This window comes from Microcoleus sp. OTE_8_concoct_300 (assembly GCF_031383065.1).
Taxonomy (GTDB): Bacteria; Cyanobacteriota; Cyanobacteriia; order Cyanobacteriales; family Microcoleaceae; genus Microcoleus.
The window spans coordinates 1-18,959 of the sequence record NZ_JANMZH010000211.1 but is presented as its reverse complement, the minus strand read 5'-3'; the positions used below and the strand labels follow the sequence as shown (position 1 = coordinate 18,959).

At 45.9% G+C, this 18,959-nt stretch carries 16 protein-coding genes and 1 tRNA gene; 7 read left to right on the top strand and 10 right to left on the bottom strand.

The genetic code is table 11. The features are described 5' to 3' along the window. Positions 1-3 precede the first annotated feature (3 nt). Positions 4-1,077: a DMT family transporter gene (locus tag ACUVJL_RS10400; RefSeq protein WP_445245785.1), complete on the bottom strand. Its 1,074-nt coding sequence runs from the start codon at positions 1,075-1,077 to the stop codon at positions 4-6. 478 nt (positions 1,078-1,555) lie between these two features. Between ACUVJL_RS10400 and sppA the strand changes: the two genes are divergently transcribed. Continuing rightward, positions 1,556-2,374: a signal peptide peptidase SppA gene (gene sppA, locus ACUVJL_RS10395; RefSeq protein WP_445245771.1), complete on the top strand. Its 819-nt coding sequence runs from the start codon at positions 1,556-1,558 to the stop codon at positions 2,372-2,374. A 132-nt stretch (positions 2,375-2,506) separates the two neighbouring features. Next, entirely contained in the window at positions 2,507-2,914 is a 408-nt protein-coding gene (gene aroH / locus ACUVJL_RS10390) for a chorismate mutase (RefSeq protein ID WP_445245770.1), read from the top strand. 110 nt (positions 2,915-3,024) lie between these two features. Here the strand turns inward: aroH and ACUVJL_RS10385 are convergent, their stop codons facing one another. Both ACUVJL_RS10385 and crtR read right to left on the bottom strand, forming a co-directional pair. After that, positions 3,025-3,321 carry a hypothetical protein gene (locus tag ACUVJL_RS10385; protein ID WP_445245769.1) on the bottom strand — a complete coding sequence of 99 codons (297 nt, stop codon included), beginning with the start codon at positions 3,319-3,321 and terminating at the stop codon, positions 3,025-3,027. 835 nt (positions 3,322-4,156) lie between these two features. Then, positions 4,157-5,047, bottom strand: coding sequence for a beta-carotene hydroxylase (gene crtR, locus ACUVJL_RS10380; RefSeq protein ID WP_445245768.1), 891 nt, complete (start codon positions 5,045-5,047; stop codon positions 4,157-4,159). 572 nt (positions 5,048-5,619) lie between these two features. Here crtR and pyk point away from each other — a divergent pair. From pyk to ACUVJL_RS10360, 4 genes are all read left to right on the top strand, one after another. Next, the gene (pyk, locus tag ACUVJL_RS10375) at positions 5,620-7,407 is read left to right on the top strand and encodes a pyruvate kinase (protein ID WP_445245767.1); all 1,788 of its coding nucleotides are present in this window, start codon (positions 5,620-5,622) and stop codon (positions 7,405-7,407) included. A 94-nt stretch (positions 7,408-7,501) separates the two neighbouring features. After that, positions 7,502-7,573, top strand: a tRNA-Thr gene (locus ACUVJL_RS10370). Positions 7,574-8,074: 501 nt separating this feature from the next. Beyond that, positions 8,075-9,076 (top strand): hypothetical protein, encoded by a 1,002-nt coding sequence (locus ACUVJL_RS10365; RefSeq protein ID WP_445245766.1) that lies wholly within the window; start codon positions 8,075-8,077, stop codon positions 9,074-9,076. A gap of 1 nt (position 9,077) precedes the next feature. Beyond that, positions 9,078-9,443: a hypothetical protein gene (locus tag ACUVJL_RS10360; protein WP_445245765.1), complete on the top strand. Its 366-nt coding sequence runs from the start codon at positions 9,078-9,080 to the stop codon at positions 9,441-9,443. 403 nt (positions 9,444-9,846) lie between these two features. Here ACUVJL_RS10360 and ACUVJL_RS10355 read toward each other — a convergent pair whose 3' ends face one another. The 7 genes from ACUVJL_RS10355 to ACUVJL_RS10325 all read right to left on the bottom strand — a co-directional run bounded on the left by ACUVJL_RS10355 (position 9,847) and on the right by ACUVJL_RS10325 (position 16,816). After that, a complete protein-coding gene (locus ACUVJL_RS10355) occupies positions 9,847-10,905 on the bottom strand; it encodes a potassium channel family protein (RefSeq protein WP_445245764.1) in 1,059 nt (352 codons plus the stop codon). A 109-nt stretch (positions 10,906-11,014) separates the two neighbouring features. Then, positions 11,015-13,864: an AAA-like domain-containing protein gene (locus tag ACUVJL_RS10350; RefSeq protein WP_445245763.1), complete on the bottom strand. Its 2,850-nt coding sequence runs from the start codon at positions 13,862-13,864 to the stop codon at positions 11,015-11,017. A 10-nt stretch (positions 13,865-13,874) separates the two neighbouring features. Next, positions 13,875-14,333, bottom strand: a complete 459-nt coding sequence (locus ACUVJL_RS10345; RefSeq protein WP_445245762.1) for a type IV pilin-like G/H family protein — start codon at positions 14,331-14,333, stop codon at positions 13,875-13,877. 199 nt (positions 14,334-14,532) lie between these two features. After that, the gene (locus ACUVJL_RS10340; protein WP_445245761.1) at positions 14,533-15,093 is read right to left on the bottom strand and encodes an SPFH domain-containing protein; all 561 of its coding nucleotides are present in this window, start codon (positions 15,091-15,093) and stop codon (positions 14,533-14,535) included. Between the two features lie 61 nt (positions 15,094-15,154). Continuing rightward, a complete protein-coding gene (locus tag ACUVJL_RS10335; RefSeq protein ID WP_445245760.1) occupies positions 15,155-15,700 on the bottom strand; it encodes an NfeD family protein in 546 nt (181 codons plus the stop codon). 327 nt (positions 15,701-16,027) lie between these two features. After that, positions 16,028-16,645, bottom strand: a complete 618-nt coding sequence (locus ACUVJL_RS10330) for a type IV pilin-like G/H family protein (protein ID WP_445245759.1) — start codon at positions 16,643-16,645, stop codon at positions 16,028-16,030. Positions 16,646-16,678: 33 nt separating this feature from the next. Continuing rightward, entirely contained in the window at positions 16,679-16,816 is a 138-nt protein-coding gene (locus tag ACUVJL_RS10325) for a hypothetical protein (RefSeq protein ID WP_445245758.1), read from the bottom strand. A gap of 175 nt (positions 16,817-16,991) precedes the next feature. On the opposite strand from ACUVJL_RS10325, the gene ACUVJL_RS10320 reads away from it, so the two are divergent. Continuing rightward, a complete protein-coding gene (locus ACUVJL_RS10320) occupies positions 16,992-18,788 on the top strand; it encodes an AAA-like domain-containing protein (RefSeq protein ID WP_445245757.1) in 1,797 nt (598 codons plus the stop codon). The last annotated feature ends 171 nt before the right edge of the window (positions 18,789-18,959 follow it).

Sequence of the window (18,959 nt, the reverse complement as noted above, 5' to 3'; positions counted from 1 at the left end):
GCGCTAAACTTCTGATTCCAATTCGCTAACCCGCAACTGCACGGGTAATTCTACAGAATTCAACTCAGACGACTCTAACAATCCTGTTGCTTCAACTTCTGCACTCGCTTCACCCGATCGCACTTTTCGCAATTTCTCACCCAAAGTATCCCGCTGATTAATCAAATAAATACTCACCAAAGTCAGCCCAACTCCCATCGATTGTAGCGGATTGAGCACTTCGCCCAAGAACAAATTGCCGAATAGCAAAGCAAATACAGGCGTCAGAAAGGTAAGAGAACTTAAACTGGTTAGACTGCCACTCGAAGCAAAATAAAAGAATAAACCGTAGGCGATCGCACTTCCGAACACAGTAGAATAACCTAAGGCCATCCAGCCGGAAAAATCGATATTCACAAACTGATCAGACTCAGTTGCCGCCGAAATTGCCAACAGCGGCAAACCGCCCAAAATCATGTGCCAACCAGTCGCCACCACCGGGTCAACATAACGGCAAACCCAGCGCACCAAAACCGTACCCACAGCCATCGACAAAGCAGCCAACAGCATCAACCATTCTCCACCCTCAAACAACTGTTCGATACCCCCAGAAACCTGCCTGTTTTCAGGATGAAAAAGCCCCACAATCCAGCCATCGGGCAACCCGATCAAACTGATGCCCGCAACGCCAAAAACTAATCCCAACCAGCCCCAAAAACCAATTTTTTCTTGAAACAGCCACAAACACAAAATCGCCACAGCTAGCGGTTGAGAATCAATCATCACCGAACCCAAGCCGGCACCGGTTCTTGCCAAACCTTCCGCTAAAAAGCCTTGAAACAAAGTAGCGTCAACCAAAGCAAACAGGGAAATCCACAGCCAAGCTTTCCAACCCTGCGGCTGCGGTTTTCCCATGAATGCGGCCGCCAGCAGCACCAACACACCCGCAGGTATCAAACGCACGACAGCCACAAACAGCGGCGTTGTGTGCGGCATCACCCCCTTCATCGCTACCATCGCGGTTCCCCACAGGAAAAACGGCGCAATGAGCAACAGCGGGGCAAAAGGCAGTTTTGAATCGGTAAGCTTTAGCTGCATGGCGGACTCTCCAAATAATTGATGAAAATGGCTCTCACGAGAATGATGTAGATTTGTTAAGCAATTTTTACAATTATATATCGCTGTTGAGTTAAATTCGATCGCGCAAATCTCGGCCATTTGCAACAGGCAAGATGCCTGTTCCACAAAATCAAGGTGGAACAGGCATCTTGCCTGTTGCGGCCATTTGGAACAGGCATCTTGCCTGTTCCACAAAATTAAGGTGGAACAGGCATCTTGCCTGTTGCGGCCATTTGGAACAGGCATCTTGCCTGTTCCACAATCAAGAATTTTCTTGTGCAACAGGCATCTTGCCTGTGGCCGCCATTTGGAACAGGCAAGATGCCTGTTCCACAATCAAGAATTTTCTTGTGCAACAGGCATCTTGCCTGTTGCGAACACAAGCACAACATCTACCCCGATGAATAAGGCACACTAGAAGTTAGCTACAAAATTTCACCTTGCCTGTACACTGCTCATGATTTGGCCATTCAAGCCCCGCTACCGCAAACAAATCGCCCGTATCGAAATCACCGGAGCCATTGCCGGAGAAACTCGCAAACGAGTGCTAGAAGCTCTCAAAACCGTTGAAGAACGCAAATTTCCCGCCTTGCTGCTGCGGATAGACAGCCCCGGCGGCACTGTGGGCGATTCCCAGGAAATTTACAGCGCGCTGAAGCGTTTGCGCGAAAAAGTCAAAATTGTCGCCAGTTTCGGCAATATTTCAGCTTCTGGCGGAGTTTACATCGGCATGGGAGCCGAGCATATCGTTGCTAATCCCGGTACAATTACTGGCAGCATTGGGGTGATTATCCGGGGTAACAATATAGAACGGCTGTTAGAAAAAGTAGGCGTTTCTTTTGAGGTGATTAAATCTGGTCCGTATAAAGATATCTTGGCATTCGATCGAGGATTGACGGATCCGGAACAGGAAATTTTGCAAGACTTGATCGACACCAGCTACCAGCAATTCGTGGAAACCGTTGCGGAAGCCCGGAATTTGGCTGTTGAGAAAGTGAAAAGTTTTGCCGACGGTCGGGTTTTTACCGGTCAGCAAGCCTTAGAATTGGGTTTGGTCGATCGACTGGGAACAGAAGAGGACGCTCGTCGCCTGGCCGCCGAACTCGCAGGCCTGGACCCGGAAAAAACAGAGTCTTGCACGCTAGAAAAAGCAAAACCTTTCCTAAATCGCGTCTTGGGGAGTAGTCTGGATACATCCGGGCTTTGGGCTTACAAGAATTTGCTGGACTTCGAGCTTTCTACTAGCGGTGTGCCGCTGTGGATGTATCGCCCGTGATTAAATAGTCAGTTGGCAGTGGGCAGTAGTCAGTTGGCAGTGGTAATTGGTAATTAGTAATTGGTAATTGCAACTAGCAACTGACAACTAACAACTAACAACTGACAACTGACAACTGAACAACTGACTAAAATGGAGGAATTTTGCGTGGAGTGGCAAGTGCGGGGTATTCGTGGGGCAACAACTGCTAGCGAGAATTCGGTGGCAGCAATTCGAGAAGCGGTGAAAGAATTATTAGATGAATTAGAAGCAAAAAATGATTTAGATCCAGATTTAATTATTAGTGCTACGTTTTCTGCTACTCGCGATTTAGATGCTGTGTTTCCGGCTGCGATCGCCCGCGAACGTCCTCACTGGTGTAATGTTGCTTTGTTGGACGTACAGCAAATGCACGTTGAGGGTGCTTTGGAACGCTGCATCCGGTTTTTAATTCTGGTTAATTGGCCGGCACATACTGAAATTTATCATCCTTATTTGCGGGGAGCTCAAAATTTGCGGCCGGATTGGAATTTAGCGGTGGCGGTGGCTGGGGAAAATTAGACTTGGCGATTGTGAAGGTCGATCGCCCTGACAATTCAATAAGTCTAACAGTCTTCGACTCACGGGTCCCCAGAAACCGGGTTTTTTCTAGAATAGTTGGTTACAGCCGACTACAACGGCAAAAACCCGGTTTCTTTGATTTTGTCGCCCTGACTACTCAAAAAGGGATATCGTCGGATTTGACTCTCATTCTTGTTGACAAGTTGCAGGTTGATGTGTATCGTGTGTTTACGAGTTGCAAAGCTCGATCGCTCCAGAACGTTGAAAATTGCATAGTTTTTTTTTGGATCTGCGGCTAGTTTCAGTGTCGCAGATGGGCGATCGACGCCGCGAGGGCGATCGGCAAAACCCTGATTTTCTCGTTGGGGTGCGTCGATTACTCTGATACCAAGGGTTACGGCTTGCAAGCAACTGAGCTTATTGCAGGTTTTACGGTGTTATTGACAGGTAAAAAATGGTGCGTCGATTTGAGGCTTGAAACCCTTTCTGGGTAAGGCTCCCTGGCCGAAGAGTCTCCTTTACCACTTCCCCGAGAGGGGATTGAAACCTACTCAATTGTCATCCTGATGATTGATCCGGGGGAAGTCTCCTTTACCACTTCCCCGAGAGGGGATTGAAACGGTATTAAATCCCGGACAAAAGCCGGTTGATTCGCTATTAGGTCTCCTTTACTACTTCCCCAAAAGGGGATTAAAACTACATCTGCTGGGAATTTTTCCATTTCTTTGCAACGCCAGAATTTATGCACTCCGACCAAAGAAACCGGGTTTTTTACCGAATCTGTGGACTACAACCAAATATTTTCGTAAAAAAACCCGGTTTCTGGGCCCCTACTTACCTTCTTTACCACTTCCCCGAGAGGGGATTGATATCAAATCCTGTGGCATCCGAATTAATCTTACCCAGAGTCAGGAGACGGCGGCGTGCCTATTGGTGTCAACTTAAGGTAAAACCGATAGTCCGTCAGGGGTTGAAACCCCTGCCTCAAAGTGAAAGTCCTCTCAAAGAGGACTCATGAGTTCTTCAGTCCTCTTTGAGAGGACTTTAGCTATGAGACAGGGAATTCATTCCCTGGCGGACTGTCGGACTGTCGGGTGGGAGGACTGCCGGACTAAAAGCTTAAGTTGACACCACCAAACGCTGTGCCGTTTCCCTACTAAAACCATTACCCCCAATTGCATTTGCCTTCTTCCTTCTGCCATACAAAAAAAACCCGGCCTCTCAAAGAAACCGGGTTTTTTGTCAATCAGACGCTTTCTTGTGATGCAGCCTAATCCCTAAAAAAATGTCATATATAAAACTCCAAAAGTCCTTTTTCCCTTTTAATATTCCCAAACTTTGAGGAGAACCTTTCTCATCCAACAGCGGCTTCACAGCTTCGTAAGCAGGCTTGTAATTGTACCAAGGAATAGAAGGCCACAAGTGATGGATCAGATGATAATTCTGCCCCAAAATCAAGATATTTAGAATAGGACTAGGATATACTCTGGCATTTTTCCAACGATCGCGATCGTGAAACGGACGGTGCGGCAAATAATCAAAAAATAACCCCAAGGCCAACCCCACCACCAAAGCAGGAGAAAACCAAAAATTCAGCACATAACCTAATTGGTCGTACTGAATGGCGATATAAACCACCCCGATCACAAACAAACGGCTGAGAAACCATTCCAATAGTTCGTATTTCCGCCACAGTTTGCGCTTAAAAAAGAAAATCTCGTGGTAAAAAAACCTCGCAGCAATTAACCACAAAGGCCCGCCCGTCGAAACATAATGGTCTGGATCGTTATCTGGGTCATTGACATGGGCGTGATGCTGCATATGTACCCGCGTAAACACCGGGAAAGCAAAACCCAACATCAGCGCGCTACCGTGTCCCAAAATAGCATTCATCGTGCGATCGCGATGGGCTGCATTATGAGACGCATCGTGTATCACAGTTCCGGCCATGTGCAACGCCAACACATTCAGCGAAAAACAGCACCACTGCGGCCATCCCCAACACCAGAAACCCAAGTTAGAAATCACGATAATCCCTACTGCACTCAAAAATAGCAGCAGTGTCGGATTCAAGTCACCGGGAGGACTCAAAAACTCTTTCGGCACTGTCAGCGGCCGTCCTGCCTCCGACATCTTTGTTAAGACTCCTTAATATTTCACACTTGCGTAGTATAAGATACAAGCCGGACAATAGTAAAGTTTTATGAAAGAACTCAGTTCGATCGCCAGAAACTAGCCTCTGCACAAACAGGAAAGTATTAGACCTCTTGCAAAAGTCAAAAACTCACCCCCCTCGATCCCCCCTTGAATCAGGGGGGAAGCAAGAAAAATTAGACTCCCTCCCCGCGACTTCGGGGAGGGTTGGGGAGGGGTCTGGTGCCTTTTTGCAAGAGGTCTATTTATGTTGTGCAAGGATAGCAGTGCTAGATTAGCCAAAAGACCTCAGCAGACCCAATAAAATCAATGGGTATCTCTGTATTTATGTCAAGCCTGAGAGCGGAAAAATTTGCAAAAAAGCGCGCTCCCCAAGAAAAGATTACCGATCGGTAAAAAGTCAGATATTCTATATATTGTTCAATACCTGCTGTTTTGACGACTATCAAAATTTTTAAGAGTTGAGACTAGCGTCATTGCTTGTAGTGCAAAGATCAAACGTTAGCCGAAATTTAAACAAGAAATCCACCTGCCTCCCCAGAACACCGCTGATGCAACCGCCAAAAGCCCTACGCCGGACTAAAATCGTCGCCACCATTGGCCCAGCAACTTCTGACCCTCAAGTGCTGCGCCAGCTCATAGAAGCCGGTGCCACAACTTTGCGACTCAACTTTTCCCACGGAACAGAAGAAGACCACCAGCGCAGCATTCGCTTAATCCGGCAAACCTCCTTTGAACTCAACCAGCCGGTCGCCATCCTCCAAGACCTCCAAGGCCCGAAAATTCGTTTGGGGCGCTTTGAGACAGGCTCTATAGTTGTCAAAAACGGCGATCCTTTCATTCTCACCAGCCGCCAGGTTCCCGGCACCGAGCTCATTTCTTCCGTCACCTACGACCCCCTAGCAGACGAAGTTCCAGAGGGAGCACTGATTCTGCTTGACGACGGGAAAGTGGAAATGCGCGTCGAAAAAGTAGACCGTGCGGCGCGGGAATTGTACTGCCGCGTCGTCGTCGGCGGGCCGCTTTCCAACAACAAAGGCGTGAATTTTCCGGGAGTTTACCTGTCAATTAAGGCCCTGACTGACAAAGACCGTAAAGATTTAATGTTCGGCCTCGACCAAGGTGTCGATTGGGTGGCCCTGAGCTTTGTGCGGAATCCCCAGGATATGCTCGAAATTAAAGAGCTGATAGCCAGTGCGGGCAAGCAAGTACCGGTGATTGCTAAGATCGAAAAGCACGAGGCGATCGAACAAATGGAAGCAATCCTCGCCCTGTGCAACGGCGTGATGGTCGCCCGCGGCGATTTGGGAGTGGAACTGCCCGCCGAAGATGTGCCGATTTTGCAAAAGCGCTTGATTGCTACTTCTAACCGCATGGGGATTCCGGTAATTACCGCTACCCAGATGCTCGACAGCATGGTAGGTAATCCCCGTCCTACCCGCGCCGAAATTTCCGACGTGGCCAACGCGATTCTCGACGGAACTGATGCGGTGATGCTCTCGAATGAAACCGCTGTCGGCAAGTTCCCCGTCGAAGCGGTGGCGACGATGGCGAGAATTGCCGTGCGGATGGAGAGGGAGGGAATTAGGGGCAATATTAGGAATGTAGAAGATATCGGTCGATCGATCCCCAACGGCATCAGCCAAGCAGTCAGCCAAATCTCCGAACAGTTGAACGCCGCCGCCATCATGACATTGACCAAAACCGGCGCTACAGCCCGCAATGTCTCGAAATTCCGACCGAAAACAGCGATTTTGGCAGTTACTCCTCACGTAGACGTAGCCCGACAACTGCAATTAGTATGGGGAGTCAAACCCTTGCTGGTGCTGGATTTGCCCTCCACCGGCCAGACATTTCAATCGGCGATGACTGTCGCCCAGGAAAAAGAGTTAGTGTCCGACGGAGATTTAGTGGTGATGACCGCCGGTACTCTGCAAGGGGTTGCCGGTTCGACGGATTTGATCAAAGTTGAGGTAGTGACAGCGGTTTTAGGCAGAGGTACTGGTGTCGGTTTGGGCTCGGTGAGCGGCATGGCCAGGGTTGCTCGTACTGCTGCCGATGTAGGCAATTTCCACCCTGGAGAAATTTTGGTAGTCGAGCACACCAGCGTCGCTTTTGTGGAGATGATTCGGAAAGCAGCCGGTGTGGTGACGGAGGAGGACAGTTTGACTTCTCACGCCGCGATTATCGGTTTGCGGTTGGGCGTGCCGGTGATGGTGGGCGTGCAGAATGCGACGCGGGTAATTCGGGACGGAACTATGCTGACGCTGGATATGCAGCGGGGTTTGGTTTATTCCGGGGCCAGAGGCGGCTCAACAGACGGGGAACTGGCCGTTTAACAAGTTTTAAGTTAGGAGTTGTGGAGTTTTAAATTAAATTCTACAACTCCTTGCTTTTTTCGATTAGGTTGTGCTATAATTCAAAATTGTCTGTGCCGATGTAGCTCAGGGGTAGAGTATTCGATTCGTAATCGAACGGTCGTGGGTTCAAATCCCACCATCGGCTTTGGGGTTTGTCGAGTGTCAAATTATTTGTCTGCGTTGACAGATTGTTGTACGTATTGACAAATTAATACGATCGCTCAGCTTGGGCTGAGGGGAAGTTTGTTGTGCCGATGTGGTTAGATGTGATTTATGGGCGATCGCGTGAGAGAGTAAAGGAGTAGGGTGCGATCGCTCCAAAAGGTAGAGCTTGATAGGTCAAGGGCGATCGTATGACTGAAAACAGGTGAGCCTGTGATTCCGGTATGGTTATATCGGATACAGCATTTGGCAAGTAGGTTAGCAGGGGAGAACGAGAGTGCTATTGCCTCTGTTGGGAGTGCTATTGCCTCTGTTGGAATAGTGCGCCTTGTCAGAGATACCAGGCTAGAGATACCAGAAAAAAATTTAGCTTTTAAGCTTTTCTCAGGTTAAGATTAAGAAACAATAAAAGCCACTATCTAGAAAAATGTCTCTCGCACAACCCCCAGAAGCAAAAGCCACTATCCGCTTGATGGGTCAGGAAATGGAGAATTGTGAAGTCCCCATCGAAATTTTAGTGCGTGTTCTAGGTGGATTGCAACAAATTATTTACCTACTCGCTACAGTCGCAGAAAAAGGGACAGTGAAACAACGATTTAAAGTGCCTTTGGAAATGCAACAGCGTTATGCTTTACGTGCTAGCATTCCTCAACCTGGAAGTTATACCCTTCCAATTGTGCTGAACTCAGGTTTTAATAGTCACTTGGGCAATTATACAGAAATTATGGAAAAACTGGAGGATTTTTTTTCCAGTTTAATCCATTCAAACTTTAAGCAAACTCAGGATATTTTCCCCGATTCAAAACTCAGGAATAGAGCTTTATTAGAAAGTAAAAGAATTCTACCAAAAGCCGGAGAAAATTGGAGTTTAGGATTTTCACTACCTGATAGACCTGAATTAAATCTCACCAACGGATCTACCGCTTATATCAATGGCTGGCTCAATCAAGAATCCTCTGAAGATACTGTAATGACAGTCACAGGAGAACTAATTCGCATTGACTTTGATAAACGCACGATAGTTTTAAAGTATCCACCTACTCACCAGGAAATCGAATGTTTTTACCTGGAAGAGTTAGAAGATTCAATGATTGAAAATCGTCGCCAGCTAATCCAGGTAACAGGCCAGTTTACTTTGGATGCTGAGGGTCATCCTACTAAACTAACAGATGTTACCAGAATAGAACCCGTAGAACTATCTCCCATTATTCTGCGAGAAATTTCCTGGTTAGAGAGAAAGCTTATTTGCAAAAATCCCCTAAGACTGATCCCTAAAATGGATGAAGATACCAGTCAATTATTTGTGGTTGAAGAACCTAACATAGGGCTTCACGTTTTTGCTTATACTCGTGATGATTTAATTTATGAAATTAATGAACAAATTGTGATGATGTGGGATGAATATGCCAAAGCGAGTGTTGAGGATCTAGCCTCAGATGCTCAACATTTAAGAAAGCAGTTACTCAACCAAATTGAAGAGGTCTAGAATGCCACGCCCGAAATCAAAAGTTGAGTCTGGATTATTAAAAAAGGGATTTCAAGAGTCAGAAGGAGATCATCATTATTTCATTTACTTTACCCAAGATGGCAAAAAAACACGAGCAAGGACTAAAACAAGCCATACAAAGAAGATGAAGGATATTCCGGATAATCTTTTGGGGGAGATGGCAAAACAGTGTTATTTAGCAAAGCAACAATTTTTAGATTTGATTGATTGTCCACTGACTCAAGAAGACTATGAAAAAATTCTCCAAGTCAAAGGAATTATAAATACTTCTGATACTTCACCATTTCCCCAAACTGCTGAAAACAATGCTGACACTGGCCATCCACCCAAAGGGCCGACACCTTAAACCGCGCCCCACAATGAGGACACTCCGATCGCAACCTTAACCCCTGCTTTTGGCACCCATGCGTTTGCTGAAACTGCAACTCAATCTTGTGACAAGGGGACTCGGCATAAGACGCCCCACATAACCTTGGAGGCTCCAACTTCATCCGAACCCCCACAGGTGGCAACATCTCCCTCAACCGTTGCGCCTCCACTCCCGCCACCATCCCCAACACCGCCAACTGTTCCCAGACGGAAACAGGTTCAAATAGAACTTCTCCAAATATGCGTAGGCGAAGCCAGCCGAAGGCATCGCACCTCCCAACCCTGCCAACTTCCCCAACGAGCGTCGGCGTTAACTCACTCGCCCGCCGAAACCGCCCCAAAAGAGGACTTGCATTGCTGACAAGAAACCTGACATCGTATTACTTTGGGGGCCGGGGGAGGCGAAAACTCAGGGGACTGAGGATTTGATTGAGGGTGCGCAGTTGTTCTGCGGTACCCAAACAAATCAGCATATCTCCTCCTTCGATCGCAGTTTCTCCAGTAGGCCCCACAATCAAAGTCCCGCCAGCGCGCCGCACCGCTAAAACCAAGGCCCCCGATTGCGATCGCAACTTGGCATTTCTCAAAGTTTGCCCGACGTAGACACAAGTATTGGGATCGATCAAAAATTCCTCCATGTAAAAAGAACTCTCCGTGCCCGTCAAAACACCGTCTAAAAAATCCATAACTTGAGGCCGCAAAGCCGCCGCCGCCATGCGTTTTCCTCCGGTAATGTAGGGGGATACGACGGCATCGGCGCCGCCCCGCTGCAACTTCTTTACAGCTTCTTCTGTGGTGGCGCGGGCGATCGCCCGTACCTTCGGATTCAGAGTTTTCGCTGACAGGACAGTGTATAAATTCTCGGCATCCGAAGGCAAAGCTGCTACTATGCAAATTGCGCGATCGAGCCCGACATTCAGCAAAGTTTCGTCCAGAGTCGCGTCTCCTTGGACAGCCGTGTACCCCAGCGCCAAAGCTGCCTCAATCGACTGCACCGCCGAATCTATCACCACAAAAGGAATATTTTCTGCCTGAAATTCCAAGGCAATCTGACGCCCAATGCGCCCAAAACCGCAGAGAATGTAATGCCCGATCAAAGAATCTACCAATCGTCGCTGCTGCCTAATTCTTGCTCCTTCTTGAAAATATCCTTGAATCAGCGCTTCTGTAAAGCGGTTGACGATGAAACCAATCACAATCACGCCCATCAAAATCAGGCATATGGTAAACATTCGCCCGCGTTGGCCGAGGGGCTGAAGTTCACCGTAGCCCACAGTTGCTAGGGTAAATACTGTCATGTAAGCGGCATCGAGCAAAGACCATTTTTCCACTTGCCAATACCAGAGAGTACCCGTGCATAAAATGCCGCCAAGGGCGATGACTCCGCCCCTTAAGTCTTTTTGCAGGCGCTGGTACTTTTGCTCTAGAGTTGAATACACCGATCGGGCTGACCTATTACCTATTAGCTGCTACCCATTTTAACCATATTAGCCCTAGACCCAGGGGGGTCAAAAAGCCGATTTTTTCCTAGATACTTTGCGGAAAAACTCAAGATTTTGACTCTTGACCGGGTTTTTTTTGCCTGAGTCCCGACTCAGTTCCAATCCCGTCGCAGAGGTGGCGATTGTTTTGATTTGCGATCGGATTTGTCTGAAAATAATTGCGGGCTCCATTACAACCCTGCTGCAACAAATCCTCAAGATTAAAATTCCACAGCATCACCGTACCGTCAGCACTAGCACTAGCGATCGCCTTGCCGTCAGGACTAAAACTCGCACTCCAAACAGCATCCTTGTTACCTTTTAAAGTTTGGAGCAATGTACCGTCAATGTTCCACAGCCTCACCATTTTGTCTGTGCTTGCAGATAGCAACATTTGACTGTTGGGACTAAAGCTGATATTTGTCAATCCACTCGTATGCTTTAAAATACTTAGCGGTGTGCCGTCTTTGCTCCAAATTCTCGCAGTTCCCCCAGCACTTGCAGTCGCCAGCATTGCTCCGTCGGGACTGAAAGCTACACTCATAATTTTATCACTTTCCATCTGTAAAGTTCGGAGCAATTGGATATCGGTGCTTGCTTCAATTGACTGCTGTTTTTGCAACTTTTCCACAACCTTTCTCAAACTCCAAAGTTTAACAGTGCCATCAGTACCAGCCGCAGCAATTCTCTGACCGTCTGGGCTAAAACTCGCGCTGGTTATCCAACCTCGCTCGACTTTAAAACTTGACAATTCTTCACCGTTGATTTTCCAGAGTTTAACAGTTCCATCGGCACTTGCTGAAGCAATAATTTTACCATCGGGACTCAAACAGACGCTTGTTACTTGACCCCTATGTCCTTTTAAATCATGAATCAATTTGCCATTCTTTTGCCAAATTTTTACAGTTTTGTCGTCGCTTGCTGAGACAATAATCTCACCCGTAGGATTGAAGATTGCCCTGCTAATTTTATCAGTATGCCCTGTTAATGTTGCTTGCAAACTTCCATTAGTTTGCCAAAGTTTGATATAATTATCATCCGTAGCAGCCACAATCGTTTGACTGTCAGGACTGAAACTCGCGAAAGCAAGGCTACTGGCTTGACTCTGGAAGCGGCGGCGTTCCCGGAAGCTGTAAACTGCCTGTTCGAGGGCGATCGCCACTCGCATCTGAATATCTGAGCTGACTCCGAGCGATCGGTTCATTTCTGTAACAGCTCTAATGCTTTCTAGCAGAGATTCCTCTTTTTTATCGGCCGAAAATAGCGTTTCTGAGAGTAGACTGAGAGTAAGAATTTTGTTGTTTCTTTCTTCGATTGATGGTTTAATCCAAAAGGCTCCTATCAGAATTAATACCAGTATTCCTGCTGCTGCTGTAACTGTTTGCACTCTCAGTTGTCGCTCGCGCCAAAGTTTAGCTGCAATCACTTTTTTCTGCTTTTGTGCTTCGCTTAGTTCCTCTAGTAACTTTTTTTCGCGTCGCAGTTGTTCTATTTCAGCTTGATTCTGTTTTTCTTGAGAGCGAAATTTGGTCAATTCCGCTTCTTGACTAGCATTTAAAAATTGATAATCTTGGGTACACAAGCTTTTATTTGCCGCCCATTTTCTGGCATCTTCCAGTGCTTGACCGCGCAACAATCGAGATTCGTCTTGACAATTTGTAGCTATCCATGCTGTTAGAGATTCAGCATAGGGGCGCAAGTCGCCGAGTGCTTTTTCTACCCAATTTTGGTTGAATATAGCTGCGTAAATGCGGTTGTATACGGTTAATTTTCCGGCTCGTTTTACTACTAATCCGCTCAGCCGCAATTCTGTTTGTTCGGGAGTATCATCGGCCCAGATTCCTCCAGCACCCCTTAACAAGGGTAATTCTGGCATTTCATCCCATGTTTTTAATGGGGGCTGGGGGGCATCAAAGGGTTGCAATATTTTTTGATATAATCCTAATAACCTACTGGCGTGGTGGTGATTTCTAAGAAGGCGATCGCGAATTGTTTTGATGTGTACAGGTTCATCGGATGATTCCCAATTATCAATAATATGAGATTGCACAATCTCGCTAATTAATAATTGATCGGTAGTAATAATTTCAGTCCTACTTTGATCCGTTGAATCTGATATAAGAGAAGCTGAGGCTAAGCTTTTTATATGGTGTAGAATCAGCTTGCAAAGCTTTTGAGTCAGAAAGGGCTGTCCTCCAGTCCAGTCCAAAATTTCTTTTAAAACCTCTTGAGGATTGTCTACTTTTCCCTCAAATCCCTTTGCTAAAGGCAGAGCTTCCTGTAAGTTAAAACCGTGCAATTCAATAGCTAAACCGATATTAAACGGGGTACGCGCTGCATCGCTAATTAAATCCGATGGCGTAGCTACTCCCAGCAAAGCAAATGTAATGCGCTGGTATTCTGACTTCTGAGCGCGTTTGTTGTAGCAAGCTCTAATTAGGGCAAAAAAATCATCTAGCGGTTCTTTGAAACTGAGAACGCTATCAATTTCATCAATAAAAATGACAAGAGGTTGAGGAAGTTTTGCCAGCAGCAACTCTTCAATTAACTCTCCTAAGCGCTGCACTGCCGACATCAACTCTCTCTCCTGCCACCAAGTCATAAACTCGACTGGGTTAAACAGGTTGAAACTGCACAATAGCTTGTAAGCGACGCCGCCGTACCACTTATCTAGAGAGACTTGCTGGTTGCCAATGTCCGAAAGGTCGATCGTAGCACAGGCAATGCCATCAGCGGAGAGCTTTTGTACAGTTCGCACCAGCAAACTGGATTTTCCCATTTGTCGGGAATTGAGCACGTAACAAAACTCTCCCGCTTTCAGGGCTTGATAAAGTTCTGAGTCAGCTTGTCGCACTACATAAGTAGGTGCATTTTGCGGGAGACTGCCGCCGATTTGATATTGGTAATCGACTGTCATGATCTAGCCTCTAGTGATAACCGTGTGTCAGTTCTCTCGTGCCTGTAGCACAAGCAATTTTACCATTTTGATTGGTGGGTTCTGGTGGTTTAATTGTACCAGCAGAATCAGCTTTGCACAATATATATGTGGTCGTTATTTTATTTTTAGAAGCATTTAAGTAAACTTTTGTAGCAGGAATTACAAAGACCCCACCGACATAGCTTTTAAGGTCTTTTTGCTGTGAAATTCCATAATTAAATGTTGCTTTTTTTGTGGTCAGAAGGGAAGAGTTGTAATTTTCTGTCTCGGTTTTAATGCTAATTTCTAAAGCCTTAACAGAAGTGCTAAAAACTGTTTTTTCCGCAAAATAGGCTTGCTGACCTTTGTTGATTGAGCTAACATAGTCTCTGGCTTCCGCTTGCTTTATGTTCCTAACCTTATTCAGAAATGATGGCCTAACGATCCAAACAAATACTCCAATCACCATTAAAAGCACTAACTATCCACCATTATTAGATGCAATGCTAGCTAATTTAGAATTTTGTTGACTCATAGTTTTCTATCCTCTCTGTTTGTAGTAAAGACTTTAGTCCTTAAAATCTTCATTAAATTCGGCGAGGCAGAGCCTCTGGATCTGCGTTACCAGGCTCTGCCTGGTAACGAGGAAAACTAGGGAATACGAATTCCTAAGCTCGCAGCTTTTGTACTTCTTTACGATCGACTGATGTCGGCTGCATCACTTTACTGCCGATCGCAAAATCGCGCAATTCCACTCTCGTAAATTTCACACCCCAAGGATCTGTCGTTGTATCCAACTCCTCCACTAAAGCATTATTGATTTCATTGCGAGCCGTGTAAAGTTCCTCTAGAGCTAATGTTGCAATGTGAGTCCGAATTGAAAGAATCAGCATATTTAACATCGCTTCCTTGAGATTCTGCACCTTGTAGGAGGCTTTTTCCAAGTCAATTATTCGCCAGTACACAATAAATTCAACGGTGATAGCCAGGCGATCGCGCGTCATGCATTGTTGCGGTGGCAAGTTTAAAATTTGCTCGCGCAGAGTTTGTTTATAGGCGACTGTTTCGACAAAGGGAATCAAAAAAGTCAAACCAGGTTCTAGTTTTTTTCGATCGTACTTTCCGAAAATTTCAACTAAAGCCTCATCTCCTTGACGGACGATTTTTACGCTGCTGGCTAAAGATACTCCGGTGATTGCAAACAACACCATCAAAAAATACTGATACATAGTGAGTCTCCTGGTAATTTTAAGCTGTGAACTAAAGATGAACTGAGGTTGCTGCCAAGGTTTAGCCGTTGATATGAATTAATCTGTCAGGTACAACAATCAGCGTGTTTCCTTCGCGGCGCAAAACGTAAACTTTTTGTCTGGGTGCGATCGCCCCTTGGGAATCTTCATTGCGAGCTTTCCACGAAGCCCCTTCATAAATCACCATTCCGGTTTCTCCGGGGAAAATTTCGGAGATAGTTGTCGCTTCCGTTGCTTCGGGAATCACAAACTTTTTGCGGACAATGAAAATCGGTCGAATCCAGATACTCAGCGCGAGGGCTATCCCCATCCAGTAGAAGATTTGCCAGTCAAAGTCTTCATACATTATGTTTGCCCAACTAAACTGAAATGCTACAGATCCTCTCCACAAAATAAATGATTCAATTAAAGCCGAAGCTCCCATCATTAGCACGTAAAACCTGTATTTCTGGGGCTGAGTTTTGATGATTAATAGCTCGATCGCACTAAGCACCATTCCGATCAGCAACCACAACATCGGGGGGGTGAAAACGAAAGCTGGTTGATTAGTGGCTGACGCCAGCGACCAAATTAGGATAGAATACACAATGCTTTTACCTCGTTGTGATGGGATTCAACCTTGTTATTTCTAATCTAATCAGGCGGCTATTTGAGTTGGTGAGTGAGTTATTTGAGAATTCATCGACTTTTCATCGACTTTTTATCGACTTTAGAGACGGTTAGCAGTCAATTTAAGGTCAAATCCGCAGTCCGGCAGGGGTTTAAACCCCTGCCTCAAAGCGAAAGTCGGTTAAAACCGACTATCTATTTTAGATTTTAGATTTTAGATTTTAGATTAGGAATTAAGGCTGTTATCTCGATCGCTTCCTATTTACTTACGTGGTTGAAATATTGTGAGAGTTGATTAGTTAGATTAGTTGGTCAATTGTGTTGTGCCTTTACCGCAAATAATCTCGCCATTTTGATAAATTGGTTCCGCCAGCTCATCCGGCTCATCTGTTCGTTTAACTCTAAAGAAAGGGCGCTTTTCAGTTTCGCAAAGTATGGTTAAAGTCGTCATTTCATCTCGACGGGCGTTTGGGTCTAATTTTTTCGCAGGAACTAGAAAGACACCGCCGACATAATTATTAAGAGTTTTCTTCTTGGAAACTGCATAATTAAATGCTGCTGTTTGAGTGGCACGAGTTGAATATTTGTAGTTGTTTGTTTCTGTTTCAAGGCCAAGTCCTAAAGCAGGAATAGAATTGCTAAAAGCACTCGTTTCTGCAAAATAAGCTTGCTGGCCTTTATTCATTGACCTAAGATACCCTATTGCTTCCGACTGCATAAGATTATTTGCCAAACGCACAAATGAGTCCACGAATATCTCAACTTGCTTATCCTTAATTCCAAAAGAAAAAAACAATGGGCTGACAAACAGGTGGCAGCCAATGAATCCAATGAACACCAGCAATAAGCATCCACAACCCTTGAGTAAAATGCTATAAACCTTGAGTAAAATGCTATTTGACTTAGACTTTTGTTGACGCATGGTATTTTTTCCTCTATGTTTGCGATCGAAACTTTATCTTGGCGGGTGAGTTGTGAGAATTAATAGATCGATCGCACTCATGACGACTCCCAGCAACAACATCGGCGGTGTCAAGGCGAAACCCGATCGATTAGTAGCTGACGCCAGCGACCAAATTAGGATAGAATGCACAATGCTTTTACCTCGTTTTCATGCGATCCAACCTTGTTGTTTCTCATCTAATCAGGCCGCTATTTGAGTTGGTGAGTGAGTTATTTGAAAAATCATCGACTTTTCATCGACTTTTCATCGACTTTAGGGGCGGTTGCCATTTATGATGGTTTCAGTGTCTTGATTGTGATAAGCAATGCCACGATCGCTAAGGGTGCGCGAAGAGTGCATTCGCGCAGTAAAATCCTGTCTCCTGAGAAATGGCTTTCCCAGTCAGAAAATCCTGGCTGAGGATTTAGGGATGGCGCAATCTACTGTCAGCCATTTTTTGAATGGCAAACCTGTGGATTATGCCAATTTCATCGAAATTTGTCGCGGATTGGGCCAGGAATGGCGCGATATAGCTGATTTTGAGGCGAATTCAGACCCAGAGGAGGTACTGCTTGTGAGGGCAAAAGTGGCGATCCTCTTCGAGGGCTTTCCTTCGGATCGCTTCGCTAACGTCAACGCCCTCACAACCTCACACAACACCCTTTCCCAGCAGTTACACCAAGCTTTGAGTGCGGGAGGCCACGAAGTCTTTTTTATTAACAACAGCAGGGACGAGGGCTCATATTTAAAGCGTTGCGATTATTTGCTGTTGCTGATTTCCCAAGAATCCGCCGCTAGCGAAATGGTATTGGAACAAGTGCAGCTAGCCAAAGAATTACACAATCTTACTGCTCACAAACCAGCGATTTTACCGATTTTAGTTGAATTAAATACACCGCTTTCCTTTGATTTACTGACCTATTTGGCAGGAATTCAGCCCTGGCTGTGGCGCGGTGCTGGCGACACATTTAAATTATTATCACAAATTTTAACTATTATCAAAGAAGGTCGCACATCGTTAACGGCAGACCATGAATTGGCTGTAGAATGGAAAGCAATTACTAGCATAAAACAGTCAATAATTCAACCCCTGCCAGCAGCGGCGCCAGAATTGCCAGGAGGACAAGTTGAACTTACTTCTTGTTTTTATATCGATCGCCCTCCGATCGAATCCCGCTGTTACGAGACGATCGCCCAGCCGGGAGCGCTGATCCGCATAAAAGCACCCAGACAAATGGGCAAAACTTCCTTGATGGCGAGGATTTTGCATCACGCAGAACAGCAAGGTTCTCGCACGGTTGCGCTGAGTTTTCAGCTAGCAAATCGGAAAATTTTCGCGAATTCAGATACATTCTTGCAGTGGTTTTGTGCTAGCATCGGTCAAGAGTTAGGAATGCTCGAGCAGTTGCCCAAGTGTTGGCAATTAGCCGATTTGATTGGCAGCAATCAGTGCTGCAAGGCTTATTTTGAACAGTATTTACTGTCAGAATCCTCAACACCTCTGACCTTAGGCTTGGATGAGAGCGATCGCCTGTTTGAATCGCCGGAAATTGCTGATGATTTTTTTGGGTTATTGCGAGCTTTACACGAAGAAGCGAAACGGCGAGATATTTGGAAAAAGTTTCGCTTGGTTGTGGTGCATTCGACGGAAGTTTATATCCCGCTGGACGTGAATAAATCGCCGTTTAATGTGGGATTGCCGATTGAATTGCCGGAGTTTAATTCGCAGCAAGTGCAAGAGTTAGCAGCGCGACACGGCATCCATTGGAGTGCTACAGAAGTGGCAGAATTGATGGCGTTAGTGGGAGGGCATCCCTATTTAGTGCGGCTAGCTATGTATCGCATTGCCCGTCAAGATGTGACTTTAAATCAATTGCTGAACTCGGCAACGACGGAGGCAGGAATTTACAGCGACCATTTGCGGAGGCATTTGTGGAATTTAGAAAAATATCCAGAATTAATCGAGGCGATGAGAGAGGTTTCGAGTGTCTCAAAGCCCGTCAGATTGAGGCTAGAATTTGCGTTTAAATTAAATAGTATGGGCTTGGTGAAACAGGAGGGCAATTATTGCTGTGCGAGATGCAATTTGTATGAGGAGTATTTTCGCGATCGGCTAAGTTGATAGTTATAGGTTGTACAGTTTTCAAGAACGGGCAAGATGCCCGTTCCACAAGAAAATGGAGTTTTCAAGAACGGGCAAGATGCCCGTTCCACAAGAAAATGGAGTTTTCAAGAACGGGCAAGATGCCCGTTCCACAAGAAAATGGAGTTTTTGTGGAACGGGCATCTTGCC